The sequence below is a fragment of the Clostridium sardiniense genome, from assembly GCF_019753795.1.
Taxonomy (GTDB): Bacteria; Bacillota; Clostridia; order Clostridiales; family Clostridiaceae; genus Clostridium; species Clostridium sardiniense.
The window spans coordinates 128,593-154,299 of the sequence record NZ_JAIKTU010000008.1; the positions used below are offsets into that span (position 1 = coordinate 128,593).

At 30.1% G+C, this 25,707-nt stretch carries 24 protein-coding genes, 1 riboswitch and 1 other annotated feature; of the genes, 19 read left to right on the forward strand and 5 right to left on the reverse strand.

Translation table 11 applies throughout. The annotated features are described in order from the left end of the window. Positions 1 to 7: 7 nt before the first annotated feature. The gene (locus tag K5V21_RS11075; RefSeq protein WP_221861309.1) at positions 8 to 262 is read right to left on the reverse strand and encodes an ATP cone domain-containing protein; all 255 of its coding nucleotides are present in this window, start codon (positions 260 to 262) and stop codon (positions 8 to 10) included. A gap of 88 nt (positions 263 to 350) precedes the next feature. After that, complete coding sequence (locus K5V21_RS11080; RefSeq protein WP_204594134.1) at positions 351 to 536, reverse strand: hypothetical protein; 186 nt, start codon at positions 534 to 536, stop codon at positions 351 to 353. 124 nt (positions 537 to 660) lie between these two features. On the opposite strand from K5V21_RS11080, the gene K5V21_RS11085 reads away from it, so the two are divergent. The 5 genes from K5V21_RS11085 (at position 661) to K5V21_RS11105 (ending at position 5,247) form a co-directional block, all read left to right on the forward strand. Beyond that, positions 661 to 1,236: a nucleoside recognition domain-containing protein gene (locus K5V21_RS11085; RefSeq protein WP_221861310.1), complete on the forward strand. Its 576-nt coding sequence runs from the start codon at positions 661 to 663 to the stop codon at positions 1,234 to 1,236. A 12-nt stretch (positions 1,237 to 1,248) separates the two neighbouring features. Further along, positions 1,249 to 1,773: a spore maturation protein gene (locus K5V21_RS11090; protein WP_221861311.1), complete on the forward strand. Its 525-nt coding sequence runs from the start codon at positions 1,249 to 1,251 to the stop codon at positions 1,771 to 1,773. A 47-nt stretch (positions 1,774 to 1,820) separates the two neighbouring features. After that, positions 1,821 to 2,546, forward strand: coding sequence for an ABC transporter ATP-binding protein (locus K5V21_RS11095; RefSeq protein WP_204594131.1), 726 nt, complete (start codon positions 1,821 to 1,823; stop codon positions 2,544 to 2,546). Next, positions 2,539 to 4,137: a putative ABC transporter permease subunit gene (locus K5V21_RS11100; RefSeq protein ID WP_221861312.1), complete on the forward strand. Its 1,599-nt coding sequence runs from the start codon at positions 2,539 to 2,541 to the stop codon at positions 4,135 to 4,137. The genes K5V21_RS11095 and K5V21_RS11100 overlap by 8 nt, the downstream gene beginning before the upstream one ends. Before the next feature lie 282 nt (positions 4,138 to 4,419). After that, positions 4,420 to 5,247: a hypothetical protein gene (locus K5V21_RS11105; protein ID WP_221861313.1), complete on the forward strand. Its 828-nt coding sequence runs from the start codon at positions 4,420 to 4,422 to the stop codon at positions 5,245 to 5,247. Positions 5,248 to 5,360: 113 nt separating this feature from the next. Here K5V21_RS11105 and K5V21_RS11110 read toward each other — a convergent pair whose 3' ends face one another. Further along, the gene (locus K5V21_RS11110) at positions 5,361 to 6,518 is read right to left on the reverse strand and encodes a dicarboxylate/amino acid:cation symporter (protein ID WP_221861314.1); all 1,158 of its coding nucleotides are present in this window, start codon (positions 6,516 to 6,518) and stop codon (positions 5,361 to 5,363) included. Between the two features lie 241 nt (positions 6,519 to 6,759). Between K5V21_RS11110 and K5V21_RS11115 the strand changes: the two genes are divergently transcribed. The 5 genes from K5V21_RS11115 (at position 6,760) to K5V21_RS11135 (ending at position 13,127) form a co-directional block, all read left to right on the forward strand. Then, positions 6,760 to 7,200 (forward strand): ACT domain-containing protein, encoded by a 441-nt coding sequence (locus K5V21_RS11115; protein ID WP_204594127.1) that lies wholly within the window; start codon positions 6,760 to 6,762, stop codon positions 7,198 to 7,200. An 18-nt stretch (positions 7,201 to 7,218) separates the two neighbouring features. Continuing rightward, the gene (locus K5V21_RS11120) at positions 7,219 to 8,469 is read left to right on the forward strand and encodes an aminopeptidase P family protein (RefSeq protein WP_221861315.1); all 1,251 of its coding nucleotides are present in this window, start codon (positions 7,219 to 7,221) and stop codon (positions 8,467 to 8,469) included. An 84-nt stretch (positions 8,470 to 8,553) separates the two neighbouring features. After that, a riboswitch (Lysine riboswitch) is annotated at positions 8,554 to 8,727 on the forward strand. Between the two features lie 119 nt (positions 8,728 to 8,846). Then, complete coding sequence (locus tag K5V21_RS11125; RefSeq protein WP_221861316.1) at positions 8,847 to 10,559, forward strand: Na+/H+ antiporter NhaC family protein; 1,713 nt, start codon at positions 8,847 to 8,849, stop codon at positions 10,557 to 10,559. Between the two features lie 136 nt (positions 10,560 to 10,695). After that, positions 10,696 to 11,250, forward strand: coding sequence for an Hsp20 family protein (locus K5V21_RS11130; RefSeq protein ID WP_221861317.1), 555 nt, complete (start codon positions 10,696 to 10,698; stop codon positions 11,248 to 11,250). 101 nt (positions 11,251 to 11,351) lie between these two features. Next, complete coding sequence (locus tag K5V21_RS11135; protein WP_221861318.1) at positions 11,352 to 13,127, forward strand: aminopeptidase P family protein; 1,776 nt, start codon at positions 11,352 to 11,354, stop codon at positions 13,125 to 13,127. Positions 13,128 to 13,180: 53 nt separating this feature from the next. Here K5V21_RS11135 and K5V21_RS11140 read toward each other — a convergent pair whose 3' ends face one another. Further along, the gene (locus K5V21_RS11140; RefSeq protein ID WP_204594122.1) at positions 13,181 to 13,669 is read right to left on the reverse strand and encodes an FUSC family protein; all 489 of its coding nucleotides are present in this window, start codon (positions 13,667 to 13,669) and stop codon (positions 13,181 to 13,183) included. 123 nt (positions 13,670 to 13,792) lie between these two features. Continuing rightward, positions 13,793 to 14,032, forward strand: a binding site (T-box leader). Positions 14,033 to 14,131: 99 nt separating this feature from the next. On the opposite strand from K5V21_RS11140, the gene metG reads away from it, so the two are divergent. Both metG and K5V21_RS11150 read left to right on the forward strand, forming a co-directional pair. After that, positions 14,132 to 16,078 carry a methionine--tRNA ligase gene (metG, locus tag K5V21_RS11145; protein WP_221861319.1) on the forward strand — a complete coding sequence of 649 codons (1,947 nt, stop codon included), beginning with the start codon at positions 14,132 to 14,134 and terminating at the stop codon, positions 16,076 to 16,078. Between the two features lie 86 nt (positions 16,079 to 16,164). Beyond that, a complete protein-coding gene (locus tag K5V21_RS11150; RefSeq protein ID WP_221861320.1) occupies positions 16,165 to 17,553 on the forward strand; it encodes a methionine--tRNA ligase in 1,389 nt (462 codons plus the stop codon). Positions 17,554 to 17,758: 205 nt separating this feature from the next. Here the strand turns inward: K5V21_RS11150 and K5V21_RS11155 are convergent, their stop codons facing one another. Then, positions 17,759 to 18,436, reverse strand: a complete 678-nt coding sequence (locus tag K5V21_RS11155) for a Crp/Fnr family transcriptional regulator (RefSeq protein WP_204594119.1) — start codon at positions 18,434 to 18,436, stop codon at positions 17,759 to 17,761. A 97-nt stretch (positions 18,437 to 18,533) separates the two neighbouring features. Here K5V21_RS11155 and K5V21_RS11160 point away from each other — a divergent pair, with 97 nt between their 5' ends. From K5V21_RS11160 to K5V21_RS11190, 7 genes are all read left to right on the forward strand, one after another. Next, positions 18,534 to 19,319, forward strand: coding sequence for a TatD family hydrolase (locus K5V21_RS11160; protein WP_221861321.1), 786 nt, complete (start codon positions 18,534 to 18,536; stop codon positions 19,317 to 19,319). Between the two features lie 250 nt (positions 19,320 to 19,569). Beyond that, entirely contained in the window at positions 19,570 to 20,625 is a 1,056-nt protein-coding gene (locus K5V21_RS11165) for a G5 domain-containing protein (RefSeq protein WP_221861322.1), read from the forward strand. Positions 20,626 to 20,776: 151 nt separating this feature from the next. Next, positions 20,777 to 21,337 carry a ribonuclease M5 gene (rnmV, locus tag K5V21_RS11170; protein ID WP_221861323.1) on the forward strand — a complete coding sequence of 187 codons (561 nt, stop codon included), beginning with the start codon at positions 20,777 to 20,779 and terminating at the stop codon, positions 21,335 to 21,337. Then, positions 21,334 to 22,185: a 16S rRNA (adenine(1518)-N(6)/adenine(1519)-N(6))-dimethyltransferase RsmA gene (rsmA, locus tag K5V21_RS11175; protein WP_204594235.1), complete on the forward strand. Its 852-nt coding sequence runs from the start codon at positions 21,334 to 21,336 to the stop codon at positions 22,183 to 22,185. The genes rnmV and rsmA overlap by 4 nt, the downstream gene beginning before the upstream one ends. Positions 22,186 to 22,257: 72 nt before the next feature. Continuing rightward, the gene (locus K5V21_RS19825; protein ID WP_245000701.1) at positions 22,258 to 23,928 is read left to right on the forward strand and encodes a hypothetical protein; all 1,671 of its coding nucleotides are present in this window, start codon (positions 22,258 to 22,260) and stop codon (positions 23,926 to 23,928) included. Between the two features lie 114 nt (positions 23,929 to 24,042). Beyond that, the gene (locus K5V21_RS11185; RefSeq protein WP_221861324.1) at positions 24,043 to 24,795 is read left to right on the forward strand and encodes a prolipoprotein diacylglyceryl transferase; all 753 of its coding nucleotides are present in this window, start codon (positions 24,043 to 24,045) and stop codon (positions 24,793 to 24,795) included. A gap of 8 nt (positions 24,796 to 24,803) precedes the next feature. Beyond that, the gene (locus K5V21_RS11190) at positions 24,804 to 25,643 is read left to right on the forward strand and encodes a hypothetical protein (RefSeq protein WP_221861325.1); all 840 of its coding nucleotides are present in this window, start codon (positions 24,804 to 24,806) and stop codon (positions 25,641 to 25,643) included. Positions 25,644 to 25,707 lie beyond the last annotated feature (64 nt).

A 25,707-nucleotide genomic window follows, 5' to 3' on the forward strand; every position in this document is an offset into this window, starting at 1 on the left:
GATCTTTTCATATGCTAAAAGCTATACTTTTAAACCCATTATTATTTAATGATTTAACTACAGAGTTAATTAATTCATCATAAGATGCAGATCTACAATCATTAGTAATCTCTTTTAATATATCTTCTGCACCTTTTGAAACTAAGTCTAAGTCTCCTTCAGTGTATGAGAAATTTGCATCTTCAAATGCGCCAAAGATACTCTTTCTTAATTTTTTAAAATCAAATGGGACAACCTCATTATGTTTATTTACTACTCTCATTTTAAATTCCTCCCTTGTATAAATATTAAAAATGCACAAAAGAAGCTTATAGGATAAGCTTCTTATATTTTCTAGATACTATTAAATTTTATAATATGCCTTCATTCTTTAAGATATCTTCTAATTGTTGAAGTCTATCGCTTAATGATATGAATTTTTCTTTTATATCATCTTTTGACATATTGTCATTATCGATTCCATTTTCTAAATCCTCTACAGTTTTTAATGCTTCTTCAATATCTTGTTGTGCTATTTTAAGATTTTCTTCTTTCATTCAAGCTTCTCCTTTAACATATCATATTTAACTTATGTTTATATATATTTATCCTATCACTACTAAAACCCTTACGCAAGGCATATATTTAAATGTTAACAGTACTTATTTTATGGAGGGTAATATGATTAATTACATTTGGTTTTTGATGATATTTTTTGGAGTGATATTTGCACTCTTTACTGGAAACGCAGATAAGATAACAGAGGCTATTGTAAATGGTAGTGGAAGTACGGTAACTTTTATTATTGAACTTGCTGGAATAATGTGCTTTTGGTGCGGAGTTATGAAGGTAGCGGAAAAGAGTGGACTTACAGCACAATTAGCTAAACTTTTAAGACCTGTCCTTAGGATGTTATTCAAAGATGCAGCCAAAGATGAAAAAGCCCTTGGTGCTATAGTTATGAATCTAACTGCAAATATGATGGGACTTTCTAATGCAGCGACTCCTTTTGGAATAAAAGCAATGGAGGAAATGGAGAGATTAAATAAAGGTAGTAGTATAGCGTCTAATGATATGTCATTATTTTTAGTGATGAATGCAGCTTGTATACAGTTACTTCCTACGACTATTATTTCAATAAGGGCGGCTGCAGGTTCTAGTAACCCTGGAATAATTATAATTCCAGCGATGATATCTACTGGAGTAGCAGCAATAGTTGGGATAACTTGCTGTAAGATATTACAACGATATTTTTAAGGGGGATGTATCATGTTTGATTATATGACAAAAAGTATAATCCCTGTAGTTGTTGCAATAATACTATTTTATGGGATGATAAAGGGAAGAAAGGTTTATGAATGGTTTATAGAAGGTGCTAAGGATGGTCTTGGAGTTTGTATGAGAATATTTCCGTGTCTACTGGCTATGATAGTTGCAGTTCAAATACTTAAGAGTTCAAATCTTTTAGATTTATTAAATAAAGGAATTTCACCACTTTCAGGGGCCATAGGACTACCTGAGGAAGTTGTGCCTTTAGTATTAATAAAGCCAATTTCAGGGAGTGGAGCAGTTGGAATGTTTACAGAGATAATTAAAACATATGGAGCAGATACATTTATTGGACTTGTTGCATCAGTAATTATGGGAACTACAGAGACTATATTTTATACAATAACAGTTTATTTTGGAGCAGCAAAAATTAAAAAGATAAGACATACCCTTTGGGCAGCTATAATAGCTGATATAACTGCCATAATAACAGCTATTATAGTGGTTAATTGGATGTTATTGTAATAGGTAATACATTATGGTAACATTTAACTAAAAAAGGGGGAATTAAGTTGATTTGTATTAAAGATGTAAGCAAAACGTACAATGGGACTTTTAAGGCGGTAGATAATATTAATCTACAGGTTAAAGATGGAGAAATATTTGGACTTTTAGGGCCAAATGGAGCAGGTAAAACAACTACTATAAAAATGATAACAGGTATATCAGAAATAACTGATGGTAATATTACAATCAATAATGTGGATATAAATAAAGAGCCAGTAAGGGCAAAGGAACAATTTGGATATGTGCCTGATAATCCAGATATGTTTTTAAGATTTACAGGGATTGAATACTTAAATTTTATGGGAGATGTATATGGAGTACCAAAGGAAGAGAGAAAGGATAGAATAGAAGAGCTATCAAAAAGATTTTCAATGGAAGGTGCTTTAGGAGATAAAATTCAAAGTTATTCTCATGGTATGAGACAAAAGATGATAATAATGGGAGTTTTACTTCATAAACCTAAAGTGTGGATATTGGACGAGCCGTTAACTGGACTAGATCCTAAATCATCATATATATTAAAAGAGATGATGAGGGAACATGCCGATGAAGGTAATACAGTATTATTTTCAACTCATGTATTAGAGGTAGCAGAAAAAGTTTGTGATAGAATTGCAATTATAAATAAGGGGAAATTACAGTTTGTTGGAACTTTAGATGAAATGAGAGAAGAGTTTAAAGAGAGTGAGTCATTAGAAAAAATGTTCTTGGAGATGACAGAACATGAATAGGATTAAGATGGCAACAAAATTCTTTTTAAAAAATGCTCTTGGAGAGATGTTTAATAACAAAACGTCAGGTAAATTAATGATGGCTCTTATGCTTGGATTAGTTCTTTTATTTTCAGCACCTATATGCATGATGGTTAGTACAAATTATGAGGGTTTTAAGGCAATAAATCAAGAAGGATATCTTATATCACTTATATTATTTATGGGAAGTGCAACAACATTTCTTATGGGTATTTACACTGTGCTTAATGTCTTTTTCTTCTCAGAAGATATAGAAGTACTTATGCCAATGCCATTTAAAGCTAGTGATATTATGATAGGTAAGTTTGCAGTTACTTTATTAAATATGTATGTTTATACATGTATAATAATTTTACCTCTTATAGCATATGGTATAGAGGCTAAGATGGGAGTGCTATATTACTTATTCGCAATTATAGTTATAATAGTAAATCCAATATTACCACTTATGTTATGTTTACTAATTTCATTAATAATTATGAGATTTACTAATATATCAAGACATAAGGATATGTTTAAAACAATTTCAGGTGTAATAGCACTAGCTTTTATTGTGGCAATTAATTTCTTTTCAAATAGAGGTGCTAGTGCTACAGGTACAATTGAAGGATTATTGAAGAAAAGTAATGGGCTCATGGAGACTATGAATGGGGTATTCTTTACAAATATATTTGGTGCAAATGCATTATTATATAGTAATGAAGGTAAAGGAATAATCAATTTAGTATTATTAATTGTAGCAACTTTAATACTTACTCTTATCCTATATTATATTGGAGATAAGTTATACTTTAAGAGTATCGTTGGAATGTCAGAGACTGTAGGTAAGAGAGAAAAGATATTAGAAAATAATAAAGAATATATAAAAGAAAAATCACCACTGATAACACTTGCTATTAAGGATGTAAAGATGATATTTAGAACACCAACATTTTTTATAAATTGTGTTGTTATGATTATATATATGCCAGCAATATTTTTTATTGCCTTTACAACTGAAGGATTGCCTTTTGGTAATGAAGCCTTAGGAAGCGCAGTTATAGTTGGAGGATCTGTTTTATTTATGGCATTAACAATAGCTGGTGGCAGTGCTGCCTCTACTTGTATAAGTAGAGAAGGCAAAAACCTGATGGTATTAAAATATATTCCTATTGATTATAAAACGCAAATAAAGTCTAAAATACTTTCATCAATAATGATAAATTGTATAGGATTTTTAATTGGAGTATTTATACTTATATATTTTGATGCTCCTATAATAGCATTTATTATGAGTTTAATATTACAAGCTTTAACTATAGTTATGGTTTCTGTAATAGGTGTATATATGGATTATAGCTCTCCAAAACTTAACTGGGAGGATGAAAAGGCTTTATTTAATAAGAATTTTAAGCCTCTTATAATGTTTTTAATCTTTATTCCTATTGGAGGAATACTAACATGGCTTGCATTTAAGATAGTAAATATATATTTAATATTTGCTTTAAATGTAGCTGTAATATTATTAGTTACTATAATTGCATATAAGATGTTGATGAAGAATGGTCCTAAAGTATATGATAAAATTTAGAGAATAAATCCATGCTTGTTGAGTTTATTAAAAGATAAAGTATAAAAGTAGAGATGGCAATTAAGCTATCTCTACTTTTGTTTTAATAAAATTTAATTTACTAAAAAAATAATAAGATATTATATACATATATACTTTATAAGCATTAGAAATAGTAAAAATATAGAATAATAACGTTAATATACTAAGGTTTTTTTTAGAAATATACATACAAAATTATACATAATATAAATATATTTCATGATAAACTATTTATAATAAGATGTATTAGGGGGATTAGAGATGAAAAAGAGAGGGATTATAATACTTACTGCAACTTTAGCTATGGCAGCCACATTATCATTAATGATTAAAGATGTAACTAGTAGTGCTAATGCAACTAGCCAAGTACATACTAGTTATGGGGGAGGTTTCGGGTTTGGACTAGTTAGAGATGGGGAGGGTGAATCTGATTTATATAGTTTTAGTGATGAAGAATTTAACTCTGGAAAGGTAAATATATCAATATTTTATGAAGGGGCAGGTGAGAGAGAATTTACTATAACGCCATTATTAAACGGAGAGCCTATAAGCGTTAATTTTAATAATGAAGGGTTTAGATATGAGTATAATATTGATATAAGAAATGGACAAAATATAGTAGAAATAGAAACAGATAATATAGGTGATGGTGTATTAAGTTTCATAGCAAAAGGTGATGATACTGTATTTGGAATATATGGGTATAGTAATTATGAAAATATAGATATGGGCATAAGAAAAATAAAATATGATAGGTTAAATGATGCTAATAGTAAATTCAATTATGATATTGTAGGATATAGAGGAGAAGAGACAGAATACTCTTTTAAGGTAAAATTAGATGAAGAGAGATTTAAAGGAGATAACTATGGGTATAAGGTATTTATAGATAATAAGCTTGTAAAGATAGATGGAAAGTGGGGCAAGATATTTAAAAGAAATAAAGATGTATTACAAGATACATTTAAATTTAATCTCCCAAAAGAGAGAGGACAATACGATTTATATATAGTAAGGACTATAAATCCAATTAGTAATGTTAATCCACATGAAGAAATAATTTTTAAGTCAAAAATTATTGTTAACTAGATGTAATAATAAAGCTTTATTTTTCATAAATTATATTAACTTATAAAGAAATACAAAAATATATATTAATATAGAAAAACAGTATCAATATTAAATATTGATACTGTTTTACTCTACTTAAATTTAAATCTATCGACTATTAGTGCAATTGCATTATCTCCTGATACATTACAAGCAGTTCCGAAGCTATCTTGTGTTATATATAGTGCTATCATTAAAGCAAGCTGTGCTTCACTAAAACCTAAATTAGCTTGAAGCACTCCAAGTGCTGCCATAACTGCACCTCCAGGAACACCAGGGGCAGCAACCATAGTTATACCAAGCATTGCTATAAATCCAGCAAATTGAGGAAAAGTAAAATTCATACCGTTTAGAAGCATTACTGCTATTGAACAGCAAGTAAGAGTTATAGTACTACCTGATAAGTGAATAGTTGCACAAAGTGGAACAACAAATTCTCTAACACCTTTTGATACACCATTTTTTTCAGCAACATCAAGATTCACAGGTATAGTTGCAGCTGATGATTGAGTACCAAGAGCAGTTAAATAACCAGCAACCTGATTTTTTAGGAGAACAAAAATGTTCTTTTTACTAGCAGCACCAGCTATTAAAAATTGGAATAGTATTATACAGAATTGAATAGCTAGTATAATTAAAAATACCTTCCAAAATACAGAGAAGATAGTTTGAACTTCGCCTGTATATGTCATATTTGCAAATATCCCTAAGATATGTAATGGGATTAATGGAATAATAATTACTTTAATAACTTTTTGAACTATTTCTTGAAATTCTAAAGCCATATTATAAAGAGTACGACCTTTTTTTAATGATGATATACCAAGCCCTAAAAGAAAAGCTAAAAGTAAAGCTGTCATAACAGGCATTATAGGTGGCATATCAACTATAAATAGAGATGGTAGAAGTCCTTTTTCTGGATTACTTGCACTAAAAGATTCAGCCGCAGTAATAAACTTTGGAAAAATATTTGAAGAAACAAAAAAAGCAAAGAATCCTGATAAAAGAGTTGATCCATAAGCTAATAATGTTGTAAATCCAAGCATTTTACCAGCAGAGCCACCAAGGTCTGCGATACCACAAACCACAAATCCTAATATGATAAGTGGAATTATAAATCCAAGAAAATTACCGAATAAGGAATTAAAAGTAGCTAATACTCTTATAAATCCTTCGGGCATAAAGTTTCCAATTAATAAACCTAATATAATTGCTATTATAAGCTTAGGAATTAAACCTAATTTTTTCATATGTATTCCTCCTATGGACAAGTGTATTTTATATGATATTATAAGAATATAGAAAAGATGTCTATTTATTTAACATAAAAGTATAATATAAGGAGGAAATAAGAATAAAAAGAAGAATAACAATAATTATATGTATATTAGGAGATAATATGCCTATAAATTAGAGTAATAAGCATAAATTAAATTATACTAAAAAACAGATTGTGGGATTTGTTTTTAAAAGTACAGGGGGACGATATATATGTCAGAAGAAAAATTCTACATAGTTAATGAGAATGTATTACCAAACGTATTTTATAAGGTTATTGAAGTAAAAGAATTATTACACACAGGAAAGGTCAAGGATATTTCAGAAGGGGTAAAGAAGGTTGGTATAAGTAGAAGTACTTATTATAAATATAAAGATGCCGTTTACCCAATGGCTGAAGGAGTTAATAGCAAAAAAATAACAATTGTACTATTGCTTTCTCATGAATCAGGAGTATTATCAAAGGTATTAGACTTTATTGCAACTAGAAAACTAAATATATTAACAATAAATCAAGATATACCAATAAACATGACAGCTAATGTTACTATAACTCTAGATGTTTCTAAGATAAAAGGCGATGTTAAAAGGTTTTTATATAAAATGAGTGAAATAGATGGAGTAATAAAGGTTAGGGTATTAGCTGTTGAATAAACATTTGGAGGGATCAATATGAAAAACGAAGTATTTGAATTAAATAGGAAAAGGTTAGCAGAAAAGCTAGAGGATAATGATTTAGTAATTCTTTTTGCTGGTAATGCACCAAAGAAAACAGCAGATGAAAAATATGATTTTACACCAAATAGAAATTTTTATTACTTAACAGGAATAGATGAAGAAGATCATATACTTGTCATGGAAAAGAGTAATGGAAGTATAACTGCAAAGATGTTTATAAAGGAAATTGATGAAGAAAAAGAAAAATGGCTAGGCAAAACTATAAGAAAAGAAGAAGTATATGAAATAAATAAGATTGAAGAAGTTTTATACTTAGGAGAGTTTAAGGGTTATTTGAATAAAATTTTAAATGAGAGTGTAGAAAAAACTATATACTTAGACTTAGAAAGAGATGGTTTTAATAGCCTTCCTTCAGTAAGCAATACTTTCTGCAATGAATTAAAGAATAGATATTCACAAGTAACTATAAAAAATATATTTCCTATATTAGCTCCTTTAAGATTAGTAAAGAGTCCTGGAGAAGTAATAGAAATGCAAAAAGCTATTGATATAACAATTAAAGGCGTTAAATCAATAATGAGAAATATAAAACCAGGTATGAAAGAATATGAGCTTGAAGCGTACTTTGAATTTGAATGTAAGAGAAGGGGAGTGCGTGATTATGCATTTAAGACTATTGCAGCAGCAGGTAAAAATGCCACAATTCTTCATTATGTAGATAATGATTCAGAGGCTAAGGATGGAGATTTAATATTATTTGATTTAGGAGCACAAGTTAATTATTATAATGGGGATATTTCAAGAACCTTCCCTGTAAACGGAAAATTTACAGCTAGACAAAAGGAAGTATATGAGGCTGTTTTAAGAGTTAATGAAAGAGTAATAGATGAATTAAAATCAGGTGTGAACTTCTTAGATATTAATAAGAAGTCAAGGGATTGGATTGCTGAAGAATGCATAAAACTTGGTCTTATAGAGGATAGGAAAGATGTATCAAAATACTACTGGCATAGTATAGGTCATAGTCTTGGACTAGATACTCATGATGTTGAAAATCCAGGAAGAAATACTACTCTAGAAGCAGGTATGGTATATACAGTAGAACCTGGAATATATATAGCTGAAGAAGGAATAGGAGTAAGAATAGAAGATGATGTATTAATAACAGATGGTGGACACGAGGTTCTTACTAGAGATATGATTAAGAGTGTAGAAGATATAGAAGCATTCATGAGCAGATGTTAATAAAATAAAGATAAAGTATTAATAAATTATTGACAATAATTTGAAAATAATGTATAATAGCATTAATTTAATAAGTGAATAATGAGAAGAGGTAGAGGCGCGATATTTAAGAGTACTATCATTGAGGTAAGCACTTAGAGATGATAGAAAAGGAGATGTCGCCGAAGGATATAGCTAATGCTTTAATGCTATAATCCTGGGCTTATGTAGAATATGCATAAGACTGTCACAATTATATTGTGGTGAGCTATCATTCAACGGATTTTTACGTATATAGTAGAACCTTGAGTGTTATCTCAAGGTTCTTTTTTGCATTAAAGAGCAATAAATGATGGGCCTCTAATATTCACAAAAATTATTTTGAGGGGGATTCAATCATGAAAAAAAGAAGTTATTTAGTATTTTTATTAACATTCATCTTAATGATGAGTATGTCAACAGTTGCTTTTGCAGCAGAGGTTGATCCTGGAACTATAAATGCAGATAAATTTGGTATCTGGACGATAATTCCACCATTAGTTGCAATTGTATTAGCATTTATAACTAAAAATGTTGTTATTTCGTTATTCGTTGGGGCATTAGCGGGGTGCTTTATGCTTCAAATAGTAGATAATAATGCATTTACGTCATTAATTCAAGCATTTCTAGACTTTATCCAAAGGGTTCTAAATTCACTTGCAGATCCTTGGAATGCTGGAATTATACTTCAAGTATTAGCTATAGGTGGTGTTATAAATCTAGTTTCTAAGATGGGTGGGGCAAGAGCCATAGCAGAGGCATTAGCTAAGAGAGCTAAGACGCCAAGAAGCGCTCAAATGACAACTTGGTTCTTAGGATTATTAGTATTTTTTGATGATTATGCAAATTCACTAATTGTTGGACCTATAATGAAACCTGTCGCAGATAAATTAAAAGTCTCAAGAGAGAGACTAGCTTTTATAATAGATGCTACAGCAGCTCCAATTGCTGGACTTGCTATTATATCAACGTGGATTGGGCTTGAAGTTGGACTTATAAATGATTCATTTACTCAAATAGGAGTAGAGGTAGATGCTTTTGGAGTGTTTTTAGACACTATACCATTTAGATTTTATAATATATTAATACTTGCTTTTGTTGTAATTACAACACTTATGCTTAGAGATTTTGGACCTATGAGAAAAGCAGAGATTAGAGCAAGAAAAGGAATTAAAGATAAAAAAGCAGAGCTTGAAAGCATAACTGTAAATGAAGAGATGGAAGTTAAAGCAGGGGTAAAGCTAAGTGTATGGAATGCAATAATTCCAATTGGAACATTAATAATTTCAGCGCTTGTAAGCTTTTACTATAGTGGATATTCATCAATAATGGCAGGAAATGATGTAGCTCTTCAAGGAGTACTTACTAATTCACCATTTTCATTCCAAGCTATTCAGCAAGCATTTAGTGCAGCAGATGCATCAACAGCACTTTTCCAATCAGCAGTATTTGCATCAATAGTTGCTATATTAATGGCTGTTTGCAAAAAGATATTTACAATTTCAGAAGCCATAGATGTATGGATTGATGGAATGAAAGGTCTTATAATCACTGGTGTAATACTTTTACTTGCTTGGTCATTAAGTTCAGTAATAAAAGATTTAGGCACAGCTAAATACTTAGTTACATTACTTTCAGATTCAATACCAGTTTTCTTACTTCCAAGTATTATATTTATTCTAGGTGCAGTAATATCATTTGCAACTGGAACTGCGTATGGAACAATGGGAATACTTATGCCACTTGCAATACCTCTTGCACATTCAATATCACCAGAAATGGGGTATATCGTAATAAGTACAAGTGCTGTACTTACTGGAGCGATCTTTGGAGATCATTGCTCACCTATATCAGATACAACCATTTTATCATCCATGGGAGCGGGATGTGATCACATAGAACACGTTAAGACACAAATGTGGTATGCATTATTTGTTGGAGGAGCGACGATTTTACTTGGGTACATTCCAGCAGGATTAAATATACCAGTGTATATTATCTTACCAGTTGCTATATTAGTACTTACAGTGGCAGTAAGGTTTATAGGAAAACCTGTTGATAATGTAGAATAAAATTATTTTTAATAATATAGAATCCCACGGAAGTAAAGCCTGTGGGATTTATTTATAATTTATAAATTATTTGTGTCATCATATGTGTAAATATAATAACTTATATAGAGGAAAAATTTATATTAGGAGACGTATAATGAATAGAAATATTATGAATGGTGGGAATGACCTGACTAATATATTTACTCAAACATTTAATGCGGTTATAAACAATACTGATTTAATTGATGGAATAGTTAATAGCTTATTTAATTCGAATTTTTTGGAAGAGGTTAATGAGACTTTTAGTGAAGGATTCAATGGAGGTTATAATAATGGGGATAGTATAATAAAAGTTAATATAAGAGACGAAAACGATAAATACTTAATAGAAGGAGAATTTCCAGGAATAGATAGACAAGATATAAAAATAGATTATAAAGATAACTATATATATTTAAATGTTAAAAGAAAACAAGTATTTTCTAACGGATGTAATATGGCCATGATGGTAATGCAATTTGGAGATGAATTTAGTAGAGAATTCTTTGTACCTAATGCTGATGCTACAAAGCTTAGAGCTTCATACAAGAATTATAGATTAAGGCTAGAACTTCCTAAGTATAGGAAAGAAATAGTGGGAAATAAGAATGATAACTTAACAGAGAATGAAGATAATATTATTGATGTTGTTGATTACGAAGAAGAATAAATCTGAGATGCTTTGCATTCTCAGATTTTTTTGTTTTGGATAAGCTTGATATAAAAGTATGTATATGGGAAAATATAGTATAAGAAAAAGGGGGCAATATTATGGATATATTAAAGAGAATAGAGTCATTAAGAAGTCTAATGAAAAAAAGAGGAATAGACTATTATATTATTCCAAGTGGTGATGCTCATCAAAGTGAATATGTATGTGAGCACTATAGAGGAAGGGAATATATGTCAGGGTTTACAGGGTCAGCAGGTACTTTATTAGTGGGGCTAGATAAAGCTATACTTTGGACTGATGGAAGATATTTTATTCAGGCTGAAAAAGAACTTAAAGGTTCTAATATAGAATTATTTAAAATGAGAATACCTGGATGGCCAAGTTTACAAGAATGGCTTATGGATAATATGAATTCTGATGAAGTGCTAGCTTTTGATGGAAAGGTGTTCTCAGTAACTGACTATAAGCAATTTAAAAATATAGAACATAAAAAATCAATAAAGATAGAGAGTGATTATGATTTATTAAATGATGTATGGATAGATAGACCTAAGCTACCTATGGAGAAGATATTTATACATGATATTAAGTACTGTGGGAAGAGTACAAAAGAGAAGGTTAGCGAAGTTAGAGAGAAGATGAAAAGCTTAGGAGTGTCAAATTATATAATAGCTTCATTAGATGATATAGCATGGGTTTATAATATTAGAGGAAATGATGTCGAATGTAATCCAGTTGTAATAGGCTATGCATTAATTAAGGAAGATGAAGCGATTCTTTATGTTGATAATTCTAAAGTGTTAGATGATGTAAGAAATAAGCTTAATGAAGAAGGCGTAATATTAAAAGAATATGATGATATAAAAGGGGATGTTAATGATATTAAAGGAAGTGTATTAATAGATCCAAATAAGATAAGTTCATTTATATATACTAATGTAAATGAAAATGTAGATATAATTGAAGGATTAAATATAACAACATCACTAAAGTCTATAAAAAATGATATTGAAATAGAGAATCTAAAAAGATGTCAAATAAGAGATGGTATAGCAATGGTTAGATTCACTAAATGGCTTAAAGAAAATATAGGTAAAATTGAAATAAGTGAGATATCAGCTTCTGATAAATTACAGGAGTTTAGGGCTTTAGGAGAATTATTTAAAGGAATAAGCTTTAACACAATTGCAGGACATAAAGATCATGGTGCAATGATGCATTATTTTGCAACAGAAAAGACTAATTATAAGTTAGAAGAAAAAGGATTTTTACTAGTAGATTCAGGTGGTCAATATTTAGATGGAACTACTGATATAACAAGAACCTTTGTACTTGGAAGGCTTACAGAGGAAGAAAAGAGAGATTTTACATTAGTTTTAAAAGCTCACATAAGTTTAATGAATACAAAATTCTTAAAGGGAACAACTGGATCAAACCTTGATATTAAAGCTAGGGGACCATTATGGGATGAAGGTATAGATTATAAATGCGGAACTGGCCATGGTGTAGGTTTTTTCTTAAATGTACATGAAGGCCCACAAAGTATAAGCCCAGTTCCAAATAAAGTTTCATTAGAGCCAGGAATGATTTTAACAAATGAGCCAGGAATTTATAGGGAAGGAAAACATGGTATAAGAACTGAAAATACTATGCTTGTAGTTAAAGATACATCATCAAAAGAATTTGGTGAATTCTATAAATTTGAAGTAATATCACTATGTCCAATAGATATACAGGGAATAGATATTAAATTACTAGATAATAAAGAAAAGGAATGGATAAATAATTATCATAAATGGGTGTATGATACACTTTCAGTTTATTTAAGTGATGATGAAAGAAAATTCTTAAAAAAAGAAACCAAAAGCATATAATAAAAAACCCGATTAAATAAATCAATTATTTAACCGGGCTTTTTTCTATATTTTTACTCTTTTTCTTCTGGTGGATTAAAATATTTATTAATTAAAATCGCTACTATAATTCCTATAGCAGTATCGACACTTCTACCAATTGCGTAAGCATATGATTGTGGACCACTATAGTTTATCATGATACCTATGAGCACTATACAAGCTATAGTTACAGAACCTGGTTTGTTGAAAAGATTACATACATATATAACCCCAACAATACCAAAACCAGTGACAAAAGCATTGTAATCATATAAGAAAGGTAGCTTAATCATAATAAATATAATTATTATCCCGAATAGTCCACCTAGTATAGTTCCTATCAGTCTATTTTTACCCATTGTAAAAGAGCTTGATACAGTATCTTTCATACAGATAACCGCAGCTATACAAGCATAAAAAGCATTTTCTCTTCCAATAAGCTGAAAAATAACCATACATACAGTAACTGCTAGAGCCGTCTTTATATTACGTAAACCCACTCTATGCACATTTAGCTTCATACTTATTCCCCTCTCTAATTAAGTATTTTAATATTATATCATATGAAATAATATTATGTTAAACTAATAAAAGTTAAAAGTAATTGACATATAAAACTATATGGAATATTATATACTTGAAATGTAAATGCTATGAAAAGAAGAGTAATAAAAGTAGATTTCTAAAGAGAGCTAACAATAGCTGAAAGTTAGCGTTATGGACTTTTATGAAGATGGACTTTGAGCATATCTTTTGAGCTTATAAGATTTAGTAAGGAAGATACGGGAGCAACCGTTATATTGCATGGTGATAATTCACCTAGTGAGTTTCTTATTGCGAGATAAGAATGAAGTAGAGTGGTACGCGTATATAACGCCTCTATGCAGTATATTGCATAGAGGATTTTTTATTAAAGGAAACTATAAAAATTTTAAAATAGTAGAAAATACATTTAATATGTAAATAAAAAGGAGGATTTTAGGATGTGTAAAAAACCATACTATATAACTACACCAATATATTATCCATCAACGAAACTGCATATAGGTAATACCTATACAACAGTTGCAGCAGATGCAATTGCAAGATTTAAGAGATTAACAGGATATGATGTTATGTTCTTAACAGGAACAGATGAGCATGGCCAAAAGATTCAAAGAATTGCAGAAGAAAAAGGAATAAAACCAATAGAGCATGTAGATGAAATCGTTGCAGGAATCAAAGAGCTTTGGAATATAATGGACGTAAGCTATGATAAATTCATAAGAACAACAGATGATTATCATGTAGAAGCTGTTCAAAAGATATTTAAGAGATTATATGATCAAGGCGACATATATAAGAGTTCATATGAAGGATTATACTGTACTCCATGTGAATCTTTCTGGACAGAAAGCCAACTAGTAGATGGAAAATGCCCAGACTGCGGAAGACCAGTTGAAACTTCAAAAGAAGAAGCATACTTCTTCAAGATGAGTAAATATGCTGATAGATTAATAAAGTATATTGAAGAACATCCACACTTCATTCAACCAGAATCAAGAAAGAATGAAATGCTAAATAACTTCTTAAGACCAGGACTTCAAGATCTTTGTGTTTCAAGAACTAGCTTTGATTGGGGTGTACCTGTAACATTTGATGAAAAGCACGTAGTATATGTTTGGATAGATGCATTATCAAACTATATAACTGCATTAGGCTATGGTAGTGATAATACAGAATTATTTGATAAATACTGGCCAGCAGATGTTCATTTAATAGGTAAAGATATATTAAGATTCCATACAATTTATTGGCCAATAATGTTAATGGCACTTGACTTACCATTACCAAAGCAAATATTTGGCCATGGATGGTTACTTGTTGATGGTGGTAAGATGAGTAAATCAAAAGGAAATGTAGTAGATCCAGTTGCACTTGTTGAAAACTTTGGTGTAGATGCTGTTAGATATTACTTATTAAGAGAAATACCTTTTGGAGCAGATGGATTATTCAATAATGAAATATTTATAAAGAAGATAAACTCAGATCTTTGTAATGACCTTGGAAACTTACTTTCAAGAACAGTTGCAATGGTAGAAAAATACTTCGATGGAGTAATACCTGCACCATTAGAAAAAGAAGAAGTTGATGATGAGTTAATAAATCTTGCATTAGATACTCCAAAGAATGTTGAAGAAGCTATAGGAGAACTTAGAATTCCAGAAGCTTTAGAATATATCTTTGATTTAGTTGGAAGAGCTAACAAGTATATTGATGAAACAACTCCTTGGATATTAGCTAAGGATGAAGATAAGAAAGGTAGACTTGGAACTGTACTTTATAACTTAGCAGAATCTTTAAGATTTGCATCAGTTTTAATATCATCATTCTTACCAACAACATCAGAAAAGATAAATGAACAATTAGCAGTAACAGCTAAAGATTGGAGTTCATTAGAAGGCTTTGATGGTACAGCGCCTGGAACAACAGTTAAAAAGGGAGATAGTTTATTCCCAAGAATAGATGTTGAAAAGAAGCTTGCTGAACTTGAAGAATTAAGAAAAGCTCAAGCTGAGGCTATTAAACCTCAAGAAGAAGTTAAAGAAATGAAGCCAATAAAAGAAGAAATTACAATAGATGATTTTGAAAAACTTGACCTAAGAGTGGTTAAAGTATTAGAATGTGAACCAATAAAGAAGGCAAATAAACTACTTAAATTAAAAGTAGATTTAGGTGGAGAAATTAGACAGGTTGTCTCAGGAATAGCAAAACATTTTAAACCAGAAGAATTAGTTGGGAAAAATGTTGTTCTTGTAGCAAACCTTAAGCCAGTTAAGTTAAGAGGAGAATTATCACAAGGTATGATACTTGCTGCATCAAATGATGATGATAGCGTATTAAACTTAGTGGATCCTGGTAAATTACCAACTGGAAGCGAAGTAAGATAGTAATATAAAATAAACACTAAAGAGGAAGTCAGCTTAGATTATAAGTTGACTTCCTTATTTATATCAATAATAGAGGGGGAGAATTTATGAATATAGTAATAGGAAATGCATGGCCTTATGCAAATGGAAAATTGCATTTAGGTAGAATAGCAGTATTCCTTCCAGGAGATATTCTAGCTAGATATCATAGAATGATGGGTGATAATGTCTTATTTATATCTGGAAGTGATGCACATGGTAGGCCAGTTAAGGTGAAGGCGGAAGATCTTAATATAACTCCAAAGGAAACTCTATTAAAGTATCATGAAGAATTTTTGGAATGCTTTAATAAGCTTAAATTTTCCTTTGATTTATTTACTAATACTGATACAGATTATCATAAGAAAATGGTAATGGATTTTATTATAAGCTTATATGATAAAGGATACATATATGAAAAAAAGTCTTTAGAGAGAGAAACAGGACGTGAAAGTAATCATCTATTTTTAGCTCTTTCAAGGTTCCAAAATGATGTTAAGAGGATATTTATAAAGCAACAAGGTTGGAGAGAAAATGCTCAAAGTATAACTAAAAAATATATAGATGAAGGACTAAGAGATAGAGCAGTAACTAAAGAAATTGATTGGGGCGTAGATGTACCCTTAGATGGATTTTCAGACAAAAAAATATTCGTATGGATTGAAGCTTTAATGGGCTATATTACAGCAACGGCAAAATGTCTTGAAGGTACCAATGAAGTTATAGAAGATTATTGGAATGATGAAGATAGTAGAATTTACTTAGTTCATGGAAAGGATAATATTCCATTTCATACAATAATATTTCCGGGATTATTATCAGCATTAGGTTTTAAAAATGTAAATTTAAGTATAATGTCTAGTGAACATTTAAGGCTAGAGGGTAAAGATTTTTCTACTAATAAAAATTGGGCTATTTGGGTTGATGAGATATTAGAAAAATATAATGTAGACTCTTTAAGATATTATTTAATATCTAATGGACCTGAAAATTCAAATACTGATTTTAAGTGGAGGAACTTTATAAACTCAAATAACTATGATTTAGTATTGGAATTTGATAAATTATATAAAAATATTATTATAAATGGAGATTTAAAAGAACTAGATTTAAGTGAAAAAAAGAAAATATTAGATTTATATTTTAGTGTAGGGGATAAGATTGAGGAAGGTGAATTTAAGGCTGCATTAAAAGATGTTTTTTCATATATAAAGGAAGAAAGTAAGAAGAAAGGCCCTTCTATTAATGTGCTAATAAATATAGCAAATATACTAGAGCCGTTCATGCCAAATACATCTTCGAAAATAAAGGAACAATTTAATATAAAAGAAAGTATATGGAACTTAATAGAGGTAAAAGAATTGCCTAAAAAGCTAAGGTATAAGCCTATTTTTGAAATGATAGATAAGAAAAATATAATGGAAGAAATAAAGAGGTTAAAAGATAATAAGGTTTAAAGACAAAAAAACCTAGAATATCTACAATAGGGGGACGAGATATTCTAGGTAACCAATCAATTAAGATGGTTATAAGGGGTAAATAATAATGCTTTAACTACTTTACAATTACATGATAACTTAGTAATATGTCAGTTATGTGTCAAAAAATATAATAAAGTATTAAGAGATAATACTTATCAAGTTAAATATCCTAAATAAGGAATTATTGTATATAAATCTTATCGAAATTTAGTATTTTTATTGTTTTTCTGTCATAATCTATCATTTTTTCCTGCTTCATATTGATTAACTCCCTAGAAAGAGATGGTCTTTGAACTCCAAATGAATCTGCTAATGATTGTTTTGTCATAGTCAATTTTATTGTGTCACTGTTTTGCTTCTTTGCTTCTTTTATTAAAAAATCGCAAATCATGTGCCTTAAAGATTTAGAACTTACTTGTCTTAATTTATTACTAAGTATCATGGCTTTATTTGATAATAGTTTCAAAAATGCTAATAAAAAGGTTTGGTTTGATTGAAGTAACTTAGTTACTTCTTTTTTGTTTATGTGGATTACTGTACTATTTTCTTTACTTACGACATCCATTGGATATGTATTTTTATCACCAAATAAAAGGTTTTCGCCAAACATATTTGCTCTATTTAAGGTGGTTACCACTAAAGTGTTTCCATTAGCATCATTTTGTTGTATTTCAACTTTACCTGAAATTAAAATGCTTAAATCATTACAAGTATCATTATGAAAGAAAATGGTTTCTTCTTTTGAATATTTTTTTATGTGAACTAATGGATTATTAATCATTGAATCTAAATCATCTTTAGAAAAGTTATTGAATAGAGATGATAAATTTAAAACATCAATTATTTCACTATTTGTCATATGTTTCACATCCTTCAATTTGTATTTATTTTTTGTCAGTTGTTTATAATGTATAATAATATATATTATTAATTATTTAAAGAGGGAGACAGAAGATATGGAGAAAAAATATAGAATTTTTGATACTCATGCACACTATGATTCAGAAGATTATGATATAGATAGAAATGAGGTATTTAAGGAGTTAAAAGAGAATGGAGTTATAGGAATATTAAATTGTGCATCATCATATGACAGTGTAAAACTAACTGATGAACTTACAAAAAAATATGACTTTATTTATGGTGCGTTAGGGGTTCATCCTGAGAATGCTGATGAACTTACAGATGAAAGATTAGAAATAATAAAAGAAATGATTAAAGCAAATGATAAAATAGTTGCTGTTGGAGAGATAGGACTTGATTATTACTGGGAAGAAAATCCTTCAAGAGAGATACAGAAAAATGCTTTAAGAGCTCAAATGAATTTAGCTAAAGAACTTAAAATGCCGGTAGTAATTCATGATAGAGATGCACATAAAGATACTCTTGATATATTAAAAGAATTTCCTGAGGTTAATGGAGTGGTGCATTGTTTTTCAGGTAGTGTTGAGTTTGCTAAAGAATGTATAAAACTTGGATATTATATAGGGTTCACAGGAGTAGTAACATTTAAAAATTCTAGAAAGATAGTAGAAGTTGCTAAAGAAATACCAGTTGACAGAATGCTTGTAGAGACTGATGCACCATTTATGGCGCCAGTTCCAAACAGAGGAAAAAGAAATAGATCTGATTACATAAAAGAGATTATAGAGAAAATCGCAGAAATAAGAAGTATAAATCCAGATGAATTAAATATTCAACTAAATACCAATTTTTTCAATTTGATTAAAAAAGATATTTAAGATAAAATGAAATGGAATTAATTGTATATTGAGAAATATCAATTGATTTAAGGAGACACTTCACTAAATATACCATGGACGCAAGGATACCCCATAAAGAACTGAAAATATACAATTTATAAATTTTGTTAATTATGCATAGAACTGCATTTATTGTATCAGTTCAAGCAAGCAAGAGGCTTTAAATTTGACAAAATGTCAAAAAGTAATATATAATGCAAAAGACACTCTTGCCAAAGGAGGGAATTAAATGGTAGAAAAATTTAAAACTTTTATTAAGAAAAGTTTTTCTAACGGTCCGAAGGCAAAAATAGTGATATTAGCCACGGCATGTGTTGTGGCAGTAGCAGCAACAACCGTTGCTACAATGAGAAAGACAGTAAATTTAAGCATCGACGGAAAAGAAGAAACATTTATCACATATAAAGGGACTGTTAAAGATGCGTTGCAAGAGAAAGGTATAGAAATATCTAATCACGATAAGGTGCAACCATCCTTAGAATCCAAAATTGAAGAAGCTGAGGAGATTACAGTTAAGAAGGCCGTGCCTATCAAAGTTAATTTTGCAAAGAAGGATGTTACAATTCTTTCAGCAGAAGATAACGTTGAAGATGCCTTATTAGCTAGTAATGATCAACTTAAAAAAGAAGGAGTGGAATATGTTCATGGTGTTGATGAAGTTCAGCCAGGACCAGAAACTCCAGTTAAAGAAAACATGGATGTTGACGTCACAAAGGTAGAGACTAAGAGTGTAACTGAACATAAAGTTATACCTTTTGACACTGTAACTAAGAGTGATGCAGAACTTGAAAAAGGGAAGAAAAAAGTTGAAGCTGAAGGTAAAAACGGAAAGCAAGAGGTTACTTACCAAGTAGTGTATAAAGATGGCAAGGAAGCTTCAAAGAAAGAAGTTAGCAGCAAAACTGTTGCTACCCCAGTAAATGCAATTGTTGTACAAGGTGCTAAGAATCCAGTTAAATATATACCAAATAGAGGGGATTCAGTACAGTATAAGAAACACTTAGTTATGGAAGCAACCGCATATTCAGGACATAATATTACTGCTACTGGAGTTAAGCCAGTGTACAACCCTGGTGGTACTAGTACTATAGCAGTTGACCCAAGAGTAATACCATTAGGTAGCCTAGTATACGTAGAAGGATACGGATATGCTAGAGCATCAGATACAGGTGGAGCAATAAAAGGAAACATTATAGACGTTTTCTTAAATAGTGCGGAAGCGTGTACTCAATGGGGAAGAAAATATGGCGTAGATGTTTATATAGTGTCTTATCCGGGAGAATGATAGAATTTTTTTTAAGAGATAACAATTTTGTTATCTCTATTTTTTTGTGATAAAATAAAACCTTGATATTTGACACAGGGTGTATATACAGGTAAATTATTTATATAGAAACTGATAAGGAAAAATAGAATTTGCGAAAGGATGTAGTCGCGTGAGTAAAAAAGTCATAAAAGAGGTCATAGTTGTAGAAGGTAGAGATGATATAGATGCAGTAAAAAAGGCAGTAGATGCTGAGCTTATTGCTGTTGGTGGATTTGGAATAAATAAGAGAGTTATAGATAGAATAAAAGAAGCTCAAAAGAGAAAGGGTGTTATAGTACTTACTGATCCAGATTTTGCTGGAGAAAAAATAAGAAGTATTATAAGAAAAAGAGTTAGTGGAATAAAACATGCATATATCGCTCAAGAAGATGGATTAAAAGATGGAGACATTGGTGTTGAGAATGCTTGTCCTGAAGTTATAATAAGAGCTCTAGAAGGAGCAAAAGTAACATTAGAAGAAAAGCAATCTACATATGGAATGGAAGATATGTTCTTTTTCAAATTAACAGCTGATAGTAAGGCTAGAGAAAGAAGAATGGCACTTGGAAAAGAACTAGGGATAGGATATGGCAATGCAAAGCAAATGGTATCTAGATTAAATAATTACGGAATAGATAAAGATGAGTTTGTAAAAGCTATACAAAAGGTAGAGAAAGAAGTAGGAGAATAATTATTATGGAAATAAAAGATTATAAAACACAAGAGCTTGTAAAGAAGTATAACTTCAGATTTTCAAAAAGTCTAGGACAAAACTTCCTTATAGATGACTCAGTACTTAATGATATAGTAAAGGGTGCTGACGTAAATAGTGAAGATTTAGTAATAGAAATTGGTCCAGGGGTTGGAACTTTAACAGCTCAATTATTAAATAAAGCAAAAAGAGTTGTTTCAATTGAGTTAGATAGTGACCTAATTCCTATATTGCAACAAGAACTTGGGGAACATCCAAATTTCTCACTTATACATAAAGATGCATTAAAGGTAGATTTTAATGAAGTAATTGGAGATGAAAAAAGCGTAAAATTAGTTGCTAACCTTCCATACTATGTTACAACTCCAATAATAGTTAATCTTTTAAAGGAAGGATATAATTTTAAGAGTTTAACTATTATGATTCAAAAAGAGGTTGCAGAGAGAATAGATGCTGAGCCAAACTGCAAAGAGTATGGTTCATTATCATTATTAGTACAATATTATTGCAATACTGAAATTATAAGGAAAGTTGCACCAAGTTCATTTATGCCAAGACCTAAGGTTGAATCTATAGTAATAAGATTAGATAGATTAGAGGAGCCAAAAGTTAAAGTTAAGGATGAGAAACTTATGTTTGAAATCATTAGAAGTTCATTCAATATGAGAAGAAAGACTTTATGGAATGGTGTAAAAAATATTGGATTAGATAAAGAGGATTTAAAGAAAGCTTTTGAAGAAGCCGAGATTGATCCTAAAAGAAGAGGGGAAACTCTATCATTAGAAGAGTTTGCAAGACTTAGCGATAAGATTTACGAATATAAATAAATTAATATTATCATAATAGTGACCTTCACGCATATACTATATGGAATAAATATATGTGGAGGTAATGGAGACTTGGCACATAATAAATTATATAGAAACTTTATAATATTACAGGAAGATGATAAGTCAAAATCTTCTTCAAATGATAAAGCTTTATCAGGATATGCAAAAATCGAGGCAAAGGGGGAAAAGTGTAAAATAACCTTTTATGCTCAGAACTTAAAAAAGGATGACGATTACGCCATAGTACTTATTTGTTATAAAAAAGATATGAAACAGATAATTGACATGGGACCACTAACTGTCAATGAAGTTGGTAAGGGAGAGGCTTGTATTGAGTACTATTCTGATAATATAGCGGGTCTAAGCTTAGGATACGATAAGATTTCAGGAGCTGGCATATGTAAAAAGAAAAGTGGAAACTTAGACTTTTCAATGTATGGTTTTATGAACGGAGAAAAGATCGATGATGGCTGGAAGAAGATGAAAGTAGTAAACTGTTATGATAAGAGTGGTAGTACAAAGTCAAAAGAGTACTACAAGAAAGATGATGTTAAAAAATACGAAAGTAAAAAAGATAAAGATAAGAAGTGCGAAGAGAAAAAATATGAAAAGAAGCATGAGGACGGGATGTATTGTGAAAAGATGCATGAAGAAAAGAAGTCTCATGATAAGGATGATCATAAACATAAGTGTGATGATAAGAAAAGGGATATAGATGAAGATGATACTATAAACGAGAATGATATTAGAGATGATGAAATTCAAGAGCATAATGGTGAAATTCAAGAGCATCATGATGAAGACCATGATAATGAGAATTACAGCATTGATGATGAGATTAGAGGTCATAAAAAATATTGCTCGGGTAAGAAAAGTTACAAAAAACATGATAAGAAGATGCATTGTGGAAAGATGCACGGAGAAAAGATGTATGATGATAAGATGCATTGTGAAATGATGCATGGAGAAAAGATGCATGACGATAAGATGCATTGTGGAATGATGCATGGAGAAAAGATGTATGATGATAAGATGCATTGTGGAATGATGCATGGAGAAAAGATGTATGATGATAAGATGCATTGTGGAAAGATGCACGGAGATAAGATGCATTGTGGAAAGATGCATGATAGAGATGAAGATTATACTTTAGAAGAAAATGATATTAAGGATTATGAAATCAAAGATTACCATAATGAAGACTATAACATTGATGATGAGATTAGAGATAATAAGTACTATTGTGGTAGAGATGACTTAGCAAATAATTTTGAAGAGTATGAAAGAAGAATAGAAGAACAAAAAATAGATCCTTATGATTTTAGTTTAAGAGGTGGAGTTGGAAACTTCTTTGAGAATTTAGTAAAAGAATTTGAAGAAGTAAAAGGTGGCTTTAAAGAAATATCTTACTGTAAGTGGTTTAAAATTCCTGTACGTGATATAGAAGATATGTGTAATTCAAAAGATTATAATAAATATTCAATTATATATTATCCAATGTTAAACTATTATCCATATATCAAGAAATATGGTTACTTTATGATGGGATATAAATGTGATTCAAAAGGTAACTTAAAGTACTTAGTTTATGCAATTCCAGGAAAAAGAGATAGAGAAGAACAACCTTATTGTGGAAAATCGGGCTTTGTAACATGGTGCAAGAGAGAGTGTGATCGTAATGGATTCTGGTTAATGTTCTATGATTACAAAAATTCAACAGTTGTAGTACCTTCAAAGTAATAAAATCGTAATATACAATTGTTTGCCAATGATAAGTTAAAGTATTATAATTTAGATATAATTAGGAGAAGCATATGCTTCTCCTAATTACTTATATAAGGTTTGGGAGGGCATATGAGATTAGTATTATTTCAAATAGGGGATTTTAAGGTTTATAGCTACGGGCTCATGATAGCTATAGGGATAATTGTAGCGGCTACATTATTCATAAGGAGAGCAAGGAATGCTGGATATAATGAAGATAAATTATTAAATTTAATAATAGTAACAGTTATATCAGGGATCTTAGGTGGAAAATTCCTATTTATATTAACAGAATTAAATAACATAATTAATGATCCGTCAATTCTTTTAAACTTTGGAAATGGATTTGTTATATATGGAGCTATAATGGGTGGTGCATTAGGTTTATATTTATATTGTAGAAAAAATAAATTTAATTCATTAAGAATATTAGATTTTGCAGCCCCTGGAGTTGCATTAGCTCAAGGATTTGGAAGAATTGGATGCTTTTTAGCGGGATGTTGCTATGGAAGAGAGACTACACTTCCTATAGGGAGTACATTTCCACAAGATTCATTAGCTCCAAGTGGAGTGAGTTTACTTCCAACACAGCTTTTTAGTTCAGGCTTTGATTTTATATTAGCTGGAATATTGCTCTGGTATAGCAGGAAAAATAGCAAAGATGGAAGAGTGTTTGCTTTATATGTAATAATATATAGTATAGGTAGATTTTTTATTGAGTTTTTTAGAAATGATCCTAGAGGTAATGTTTGGATTTTAAGTACATCTCAATTTATAGCTATTTTTACATTAATACTTGGAATTGTAGTATACAATTTAGATAAACTAAAAAAGGAGAGGTAAGCAGGTTTATGAAAAAAAGAATAACTAAACTATTAATGCTTGGCATTATGCTTATTATTGGATCATCTATGGTTGGATGTGCACCAGTAAATGATATTATGGTTAAACTTGGATTTAGAAATAATGATTTTGACTATATGAAAACAAATAAGGTAGATGAAATTACAATTGAAAGCACTAGAGATAGTGGTTTTAGGTTTAAAGTTACTGATCCAAAAGCCATTGATGAGATATACAATACTTTAGCAGCTGGTAATCCAGAGTCAGAGAAGAGTTCCTTAGATCCAGATTACATATTTGAGATTCACTGTGGAGATGAAATAAAAAAATATGAGTATGTTGTTGGAGTAGATGAAAGCGGCAAAGGGAACTTTTATGATGGAGAAAAATCATATAAGGTTCCTAAGAATTTAGATCAAACAATAATAAACAACTTATCATTTATAAGAAGACCTAGAGATTTTAATTCAATTTATTATGGAACAATAATGGATGTATTAAAAATGAATAAAGATCAATTAGGAGATGGAAAACATAAAGTTGGGATAGATATACTTGGAGATCTAGATTGTGTTAAATACTTATTCTCAGTTGAATTACAAGGGTTCCAAAATGAACTTCAAAAAATTATTCCAGGAGCCGAAATTATAAAGAATAATGCAGAAGATTATAATGTTATTGTAACAGTTCAAAATAAAGGATATGACAGTGATACATTTAGAACAATTATTACTATAGATAATAAAGTCGATAATGTTTATGAAAAGTATTATGTTGTAGGACATTATGAATTTAAGAAGTGGGAAATAACAGTTGGTAAAGATGGAAAGAAGCCAGAAAATTGGTAAGCGAGGAGGAGAAGGAATGAATGAATTAAAAACTAAAGGTACACCTATAGGAGAGTTTAAAAAG